Source organism: Candidatus Magnetaquicoccus inordinatus, from assembly GCF_004217665.1.
GTDB lineage: Bacteria > Pseudomonadota > Magnetococcia > Magnetococcales > Magnetaquicoccaceae > Magnetaquicoccus > Magnetaquicoccus inordinatus.
Map to the genome: position 1 here is coordinate 1 of NZ_RXIU01000155.1, position 8785 is coordinate 8785.

The 8785-nt window shown below is 53.9% G+C and carries 6 protein-coding genes; 5 read left to right on the forward strand and 1 reads right to left on the reverse strand.

The features are described from left to right. Window positions 1–917: hypothetical protein (locus EJP87_RS11190; RefSeq protein ID WP_130471961.1), on the reverse strand; the 917-nt coding region annotated here is incomplete at its 3' end. A gap of 108 nt (window positions 918–1025) precedes the next feature. Between EJP87_RS11190 and EJP87_RS11195 the strand changes: the two genes are divergently transcribed. The 5 genes from EJP87_RS11195 to EJP87_RS11215 all read left to right on the forward strand — a co-directional run bounded on the left by EJP87_RS11195 (window position 1026) and on the right by EJP87_RS11215 (window position 8451). Next, complete coding sequence (locus EJP87_RS11195; protein ID WP_130471962.1) at window positions 1026–1553, forward strand: tetratricopeptide repeat protein; 528 nt, start codon at window positions 1026–1028, stop codon at window positions 1551–1553. Between the two features lie 135 nt (window positions 1554–1688). Continuing rightward, window positions 1689–5003: a hypothetical protein gene (locus EJP87_RS11200; RefSeq protein WP_130471963.1), complete on the forward strand. Its 3315-nt coding sequence runs from the start codon at window positions 1689–1691 to the stop codon at window positions 5001–5003. A 19-nt stretch (window positions 5004–5022) separates the two neighbouring features. Then, window positions 5023–6678 (forward strand): CHAD domain-containing protein, encoded by a 1656-nt coding sequence (locus EJP87_RS11205; protein WP_130471964.1) that lies wholly within the window; start codon window positions 5023–5025, stop codon window positions 6676–6678. Between the two features lie 2 nt (window positions 6679–6680). Next, a complete protein-coding gene (locus EJP87_RS11210) occupies window positions 6681–7568 on the forward strand; it encodes an HDOD domain-containing protein (RefSeq protein WP_193771308.1) in 888 nt (295 codons plus the stop codon). Between the two features lie 67 nt (window positions 7569–7635). Continuing rightward, window positions 7636–8451 carry an OmpA/MotB family protein gene (locus EJP87_RS11215; protein ID WP_130471966.1) on the forward strand — a complete coding sequence of 272 codons (816 nt, stop codon included), beginning with the start codon at window positions 7636–7638 and terminating at the stop codon, window positions 8449–8451. The last annotated feature ends 334 nt before the right edge of the window (window positions 8452–8785 follow it).

Genomic DNA, 8785 nt, shown 5'->3' on the forward strand with positions numbered 1-8785 from the left:
CGAATTTCGTTAGCAAATTTGGGATCCATCAAGATTTTGTGGCGCATTTCTCTGGCGGCATGGTAGAAATCATTGTTAAAAAGAAGAATATTATCCACATGGTCGGGAAAATTGACTGCGGCGGGGACGGAGGCGGTACGATCGGAGGCCAAGCCAAAGAAGGTGCGGTAAAAATCGAGAAAACCAAGCAGAATGCGATCATAATCCTGCCAAAAGAGCGGATTGCCCAGATGTTCCGGGCCACCATCCAACTCCCAACTGGGCAGACCTTGGGGATAGCCGGTTGCCTGCAGTTGGGATTGCTGGGTTTGCACTGGTTTCAACAATTTTAGATCCAGGATGGCAAAAAAGCGGTGGTAGACATCGCTGAGTTTGTTCAGAAAAAGGCCATGATGGTCGCTGTCGGTCAAGTTGATATCCTGGGGATGAGCCTCTTTACCATTGCGCAGCCACTCTTGGGGAAAAACAATAAAATGGTTATGGATCATACGGATGGAGGGGACACCTGGTTTATTGAGCGGCCAAGTCGGATCGAGGCTGGCCTCACCACACATCACCAACGCTTGTTCGGGATCAGGATATTTTTCCAACATATAGTGAAACAGGGTCTGAGTCATGCGGCTCCAGACCTTTTTTTCCCGTTCGCTCAACTGATCACGGCGTACTGGGCGACCCAAAGGATTGAGAATGCGTTGTGAAGTGTCTAAAATAATAGAGGTATCAAACTCCATGCTATGGCCGAGCAGCTTGCGGTAGAGCAAAAAATCTTCGGGAGTGCGCAACAGGCCATTCTCTTCTGCCAAGTTTTTCAAATTGCTTGGACTATTAAAAAATTCCACAGCGGTCATTCCTTCGGGAATGGCCATGGGCATTTTCATACGAGGGGTGACAATTTCACGTGGAGATTGTTGCGTCATGGTCAAATCCTGAAGATAATGTTGTAATGTGAGAGAGTTGGTCCTGAGGGGTGGCTGTGTTACCCTGTTGTGTAGAAACAAAATTGCCTTGGACAGGAGAATATTCGATTGGTTCCCGCCTCTTCTTCTCCTCCCTCTGCGGAGGAATATTTGCAGTTGTTATATACCCTGGCGGAACAGGGTAATGGCAAGGCTCAATATAATTTGGGAGCGATGTTATTGCATGGTCAGGGGGTAGCCCGCAACGATGGCGAGGCGCTCCAGTGGATGCGTCGGGCTGCCGAGCAGAATATTCTTCCGGCGCAACATAATTTGGCGGTCATGCTGCTGCAAGGGCAGGGCGTGGAGCGTAATCCGCTCGAAGCGGTCAAATGGTTTCGTCAGGCTGCCGAGCAGGGGGATCCGCGTTCACAACATGCTTTGGGCGCATTATTGTTTGAAGGGTTGGGTGTGGCGACCGATTTGCCACAAGCCTATTTTTGGTTGTCGCTTTCTGCGGTAGCCGCTCCCACTGATTTACAAGAACAGGCCTCAGAGATTTGCCGCTATTTGGCTGATCTCTTGACTGGTGAACAACGTCAGGCGGTACAGCAACAGGTCGATTTGTGGTTACGCAAGCGGCGGGCTACAGTGTAGGCGGGGTTTAATCCTGTTGTCTTGGCATACATTTATGCTATAACGATCCCTTGTCTAATCTGCGGGGGGACCGTTTCTGCAAGCAATTCGGCCAGCTCGCTCTTTCTATATCCTATCTTTCATTACAGGTAGACAATGGGCAGTGCTTTTGGACTGATCACGGCTGTGCTTTCCACCTTGTGGACTTGGTTCTTGCTGGCTTTTTCCGGCTGGGTTGGTTATCAGGTTACCCAAGGAAAAAGCCTGGAAGCTCTTGCGCTTTTAGATGTTTTGCCAACCTTTCTGCGTACCCCCCTGCAACACCAGGCCGACAGCACTATTGTGATTACCCTGGCGGGTGTGATTGCCGCCTTTGTGGTCTATTTTCTGGCTGGCTATGTTTTGCAAGCGTTGGTGGATTATCTGCGCCTGGCGCTGGTACGGAGTACCTTGCACCGTGCTGATCGACTGGGCTGGTTGACCCATACTTTGCCGGCACAGGGCAGTCAGCATAAATCGCCATTGCATTGGCGTTGGTTGAGCTATCCCCATTTTAGTCGTTTGTGGCGTGAATATGCCGAGACGCTGCATGTCCAGAATTTGCCCACTCCTGAGGAGGAGCCACAGCGGGTAAGCTATCGCTCCACGTTGCCTGCCGAAACCATCTTCAGCACCCAGGCTTTGGTCAATGTGCCGATGCGGGTGGAGTTTTTTCGCCATTTGCCCGGGATTTTGACTGGGGCGGGAATTGTCAGCACTTTTGCGGGAATTTTGTTGGGGTTGAGTGAGTTTAACCCAGCGGTGGATGCCCAACAGATTACTCTCCAACTGAAAAACCTCTTTTCTGGTATTACCACAGCCTTCATAGCCTCATTTTTTGCCATTTTTACCGCCATATTGGTCACCATCCTGGAAAAATTTTTATTGCATTGGCGCTATGCGCAGGTGGTCGCCTTGCAACAGGATGTGGATGATCTGTTTCGCGCAGGTGTGGAACCGGAATATCTGGCGCAATTGGTGGAGCAAGGTCCGGGTCAATTGGCCAAGCTGCACAATGATTTGGCTCGTTTGACCCAGCAACTCTCCTTGCCGATGTCAGGGGGTGGCAGCGGGTTTGTAGCAGCGGGTTCGGTGCAGGAGCTGGCCTCAGATGCCGATACCGCACAAACGGTTAAGACGGTAATGAGCGAATTTTTATTGGAATTTTCTCAACTGTTACAGCGCACGGTGGACAGCTATGGGCGTCGTCGCGAGGAGGGGAGATCGTTTGAGATTCAGTTGCTTTCAGTAGGAGAGCGCCTGGATGTGGCGATGAGCGAGTTTGCCAATCTGGTGTTGCAGGCCAAAGAGGAGATGCACAGTCACCATGCGGCTACTTTGGCGGCGATGGAGCAGCAATTAGTCTTGTTGACCCGGCAGGTGGCCCAACAAGAGAGTGCACAACAGATTCGGGAGCAGCAGATGCGCGAGCAGCAGGTTGATCCTGCCTCCTCGCGTTTTGCCGAGGCTATAGAAAAACAAACTGAAGTTTTGCAGGGATTGGTGTCAGCGCTGCACGATTGGCGGCACAGCACAGGAGAGAGTGAGCGACAAGGGCAGTGGCGGTTGCAGGAGGGGATGCAAGAGCAGGTATTGAGCCTGCAACAGATGCACAAGAGCCTGCAGCAATTTGTGGAGGAGGCTGTACCGGCGCGGGAGTTGTTGCAGCAGTGGCAGCAGGCACAGCAGCTTCAGGAGGAGGGGCGGCACTCTTGGCAGGAGCAGGTGCGGGAGTTGGCGCAGCGTGTGCCGGACAAGGAGGATTTTGCACGGTTGCAACAGGCGTGGCAACAGGGACAGCAGGAGTGGCTGCAGTCGTTGCAGAGTCTCCGCGGGCAGGTGGTGGAGCAGTTGCAGCAGTTGGAAGAGCAGATTGTGCGTCAGCATGGTCAGTTGCAGGAGCAGTTGCAGTCACAATTGCAGCAGTGGCAAGAGCAGGCGGGGGTGTGGAGTCAGTGGCGCACGGAGCAGTCGGCACAGTGGGAGAGTGGGCAGCGGCAGATTGAGCACTTGTTGCAGCAATTGGCTGCGCAGTGGCAGCAGAATATGCAGGAGTTGGGGGAGCAGTTGCGGCTGCTTTTACAGAGTTTACAAAGCGATTTAGCCAGGCAGTGGCAAGAGCAGGAGAGGGTACAGGGGGAGTGGGCGGAGCGTTTGTTGGCTGGGTTGCGGCAGACGGTAACGGCAGAGCGGCAAGAGCAGCAGGAGAGTCAGGGTCTGTTGCAGAAGCGTCTGGAAGAGCAGTTGCAGGGAGTTTTTGCCCAGCAGTTGCAGGAGCAGAGGAGCAGTCAAGCGTTGCAGGCAGAGCAGTTGTCTCTGCAGTTGCAGGGTGAGTTGGCAGGGGTGTGGCAGAAGGCAGAGGAGAGTCGGAGTGGGATCTTGTCTGCGCTGATGGCACAGCTCAAAGAGGAGATGAGCGGGCAATGGCAGCGCCAGGAGGGGAGTCAGGTGGCGCAGATGGAGCAGTTGCTTGCGGCATTGCAGAAGCAGTGGCAAGAGCAGGAGGAGGCTGGTGCACGTGCAGGCGAGCAGACACGTGCCCATTTGCAACAGTGGCAAGAGGAGTGGCAGAGTGCCTGGCAGCGGCAGCAGGGTATGCAATCTGCACAGTTGGAGCAACTGTTGACCCAGGTACAGTTGGAGCTGGCCGCATTGCGGGTACAAGCGCAGGAGGCTGAGGCAGGCAGGGTACAGGTGGTGACCCAGGAGGCTGAGGCGACACCAGAGAGGGAGGCCAAGGTCGCGGAAGAGTGGATGCAGGGATTGCGTGGTCAGGTGGTCCAGCTTTTGGCCAGTCAGCAATCAGCGCAGGCCGAGTGGGCATCCCGTTTGGCGATGCAATTGCAGGATTTATTGCAGCACTATGCGGCGGCCAATCGTTCACAGGTGCAGGAGTTGGCAGAGCAGTTGCAGCAGCAGGTTGCGCTTTCGATGCAGTCGCAGAATCCGGCTGAGCAGACGGAGGCTTTGGCCGAACAGGTGATTGAGCAGCTTTCCGGGCGTTTGGAGCAGAGTTTAGGCAGTTTGTCGCATGGTTTGGATGAGTTGCGTGAGCGTTTGGCGGTGGAGCGCAGTACCATTGTTTCGACGGTAGCCGACTGGCGTGAGGACAGTTCCCGTTCGGAGCGTGAGCAATCGCAACAGTTGGATCAAAAGCTGGGTGATGTGATCAACCATGTCACCAGCCACCAACAACATTTGACGCGCATTATTGGTGAGTTGAACCAGACGCTGAGTCATGATTTGGAAGGGATGCGTGAGGGATTGCTCAGCCGCAATGAGGCGAGCACGCAGCAAATGTTGCAGAGAGTGAGTGATTTGGGACGTGGTTTGGAAGAGGTCATCAGCACGGTTGGGCAGGAGCAGACGGTATTTATCGAGATGCTTGGCGAACGGCTGGAGGCGTTACGGCGTCGTTTGCGCAGCAAATAGGGAGGATGGGTAAAGGGGTGTGAGGCCATCGTTGGACCGCATGATCCGGCTGGAGGTCAGCCGAGCGGCAACAGTTTTCAGTGCCTTGTTGCAGGGGGATCCCCTGCTGCGTGTCGCGGGGGAAGAGCTTGGGGTGCGGGAGTGGAATGAGATTCATTATGATACCCCCAATCTGCAACTGCGGCGCAACCGTATCTCTTTATTGATTGTGCGTCGTGACGAGCAGTGGATTCAGCGCTGCTGTCGTCAGGAGGAGGGATCTTCCGATTTGCAATGGGTAGAGACGGTTTTGACCGAGGCACAACTGGATATCAAGCCGTTGCGCAAGCTCTCCCTGTTTCCGCTCCTGACGGTTGAGGATATGCGTGCTTTGGAGCCGGTATTTACTCTGCATTGTCGTGAACGGAGCTGGCGATTATCTTTTCCTGAGAATGAGGGGTTTATTCTTGCCGAGGAGCGGGGCTATTGGAAGATTGGTGCCGAACGCTATCCTTTTCATGATTTGGTCATGCACACGCCAACGGGAGCCTTAGCGCGCTGGTATCAGACCGCTTTAGAGCTGGCATGGTCCCTCTTTCATGTAGAGCAGAAAGAGGGAGAGGAGCAGTCGCCATTCGAGCGTTATGGACCGACATTGTTGGCTGACAGACCGGCGTTGCGCGCCTTTGGTGGCATGACTGGACAGTTGTTATTGCCGGTTGCCAGTGCTGCGGCGCCGTTGTTGTTTGTGCCGCGTTTGGGGATAAATGGTTCGGATCAGTTTTATCCGTTATCTGGGGAGCTGAGTGCCCGACAGATCTTTGTGCAGTTGGCGGGAAAGGTGTTGCAGGCCATTTGCGAACAGCATCAGGCGGTGCTCTATGGCAACAGGGCGGCCAAGTTGGAGGGAATTGCCTGGTTGCATCTGCATGTGCGACGGCTGCATGCTTTGTTGCGATTTTTTGATCCATTGTTGCCGCGTTCGGTATCCTCCGAATGGGAGAATGAGTTTGGTTGGTTGTTAAAAGAGCTGCTGCTGGTGCAGGAGTGTCAGGTTTTGCAGCAGATCAGCGTGGAACCATTATTGGAGCAGTTTGTTGGTCATGGCGGTTTAGAGGCGTTGTTGAACAAAACCCGCAATGGTTTGCTTTTGGCAATCAAACGTTTGGAAAAGGGTTTACGCAGTTTTCGTTTTACGCGCCTGGTTTTGGGGATGCACAATTGGCTGCATGGCGGTTTGTGGGATTTTCTTTCTGATCCTTTGGTGCGTGATGAGTTGGATCTGCCACTACAGAGGCGTGCTGGCGAATGGTTACAGGAGAGTTATCAACGGGTGCGCAGACAGGGGTTGCAGTGGTCGGAGTTGACCTTTGCCGAACGCAGTGCTTTGGTGACTGAGTTGGATCAGTTGGGAGATGCAGTGGTTTTGTTTGCCGAGCTTTTTGCCAACAAACGGGGCCGCATCAGTGGCGATGGGCGGTTGATTTTTCTTGAGGCGTTACAGCGCATGCAGGAGGCGTTGCATTTGTTGTTGCACATTGAGAGCAGTCAACGTTTTTTGCTGCGTGGGGTGGGCGGCGAGGAGTCGGCGTTGCAGGCGATGCAGAGATGGCAGGCGGAACGTTTGCAGAAGGCAATGCTGGAGGCGGGGCGCTGTTGGGATCTGTTTGCCAATAAACTATCCTTTTGGTCATGACGATGACGTACACATTGGATCTGAAGGAGGCAAATCGGCTGGTCAAGCGCTTTGTCATGCCGACCCGTCCGACGGTGATTCTACAGGCGGTAAAGATTCAGAATCAATGGATGGCTGATCCCCGGCAGGTACGGGCGACCATTGTGCGTGATGTAGCCTTGGTTGCACAGGTGCTGCAGGCAGCCAATACCCGCCTGCCTGGTTATCAACGCCAAGTGGAATCGTTGGAGAGCGCGATAGTGCTATTGGGGCAGGATCGTTTGCGTGAGGCGACCCAGGATCTGTTTTTAACGGCCGAGATGGCGCGGCGCGAGAGTTGGACGCAAAACTTGCGGGTGAAGAGTATTCGCGCAGGAGCTTTGGCCTCCTGGATGGCTGGGCAGATTGCCGAGCGTTCACCGGGTTGTCAAAGTGGCTATTTGCCGATAGTTCCGCCAGATGAGGCCTATGTGGCTGGCTTGCTCCATGATTGTGGTCAGTTGGTCATGTTGCGCCATTTTGCCGATTATCCGCAATTGTTGGATGTGGCAGCCCGACCGTTGGGAGTGTCGCTGGAGATGGCGGAGATGGAGCGTTATCAAATGACCCATGCTTTGTTGAGTGCATTGTTGTGTGAATTGTGGCAACTGCCGAAGGCGTTGGTCTATACCATTGAGGGGCATCACCAGACCGATGCGTTTGCTGGCAGGCCAGTCAAAGAGCGTAAATATATGGTTATGCACGCTATCTTGTTGTTGACCGAGTGGGCAGAGGGTGATTTAAGCGAATGGGAGTGGCAACGTCACCAAGAGTATATTGAGCGCATGTTAGGTTTGACAGAAGAGGTGGTACGGCAGATACGGCAGGAGGCGCAGCAGTGGCTGGCGACGGAGCTGTTTTGTCGCGAGTAGGCGAAGTGGCGTGCTGTGAGCGGCAGGAGTTGGTTGGGGAGAGGCGAATGCAGAGGATGAAGGTGCAGTGGCAAAGGTAATCTCAAGGGTGCAGCGGGAGATTGAGGATGGTGGCAATCCGTTTTGGATCAGCTATGCTGACTTGATGACCGCTTTGGCCATGTTGTTTTTGGTGGTGATGAGCATTGCCATTGTGGCAATTGCCACGCGGCCCATGGTGGAGAAGCAGGAGCGGGAGAGTGCCATCGAGGTGATTCTCAACCGTTTGGAAGAGCGGGCCAAAGAGAAAAATCTTGGTTTGGAGATCAATCGCGCGACCCATACGATCAGTTTTGGCGAGAAGGCCAGTTTTGCTTTTAACAGTTATCAACTGTCGGCGGCGGCACAGGAGTCGTTAAGAAGTTTTGTGCCGTTATTGTTGGAGTTGGAGCCGCCTGTTGCTTCGGCTGAGGAGCGAAACTGGTTGAAGCGGATCCATATTGAGGGCTATACGGATTCCAGTGGCAGTTATTTATACAATGTCAATCTCAGCCTGAATCGGGCGCAAGCGGTGGTTTGTGCCTTGTTTTCTGTGGAGTTGCCGCAGGCGCAGCAGGAGAAGTTACGTCAGTTATTGATCATTGACGGGGCATCGGTGACCGGTATCAAGCAGAGTGCCGAGGAGAGTCGTCGTGTAGAGGTTCGTTTGGAATTTCGCCAACCGGACGATCGCGGCGGTGAGGTCACTATACCACCCACCATGCCGCTAGGACGTTGTGCCATCCATTTGGATGAAGCTGCTGGAGCGAATGAAGGGCGTCGTTCTGAGGGGCGTCGTTATAGTCGTTCGCGAGCTGTTGTGCAGCCGGAAGTGGCGCCAGCGGCTGTGGAGGGGGGAGAATAGAGGTAACTGTTCACCACCCAAAACCATTGCGGGTCCAGGGAGGGCACCTCCCCATATGCGCTAACATGTTTTCCCCGATACAGCCATTTGTCGCTTACGTTTTCGCGGTGATTCTGCCAGTTGGGTCAGGATCACAGACCAATCTTTCATGACATTGTCGAAAGAAAATACTGGTAAAACAGTCTGTTGTACCAAATGACTGGACTTTAGAGTTTCAGCAGGGAGGAGCAGAACGGTAAGCCACGTCCCGCACGGCACCCAGCCTGCGTCTACATTTCAATAATCGAGCATTGGGCTCGCAGAGGCGGTACTCTGGAAACAGGACCCACCCTGA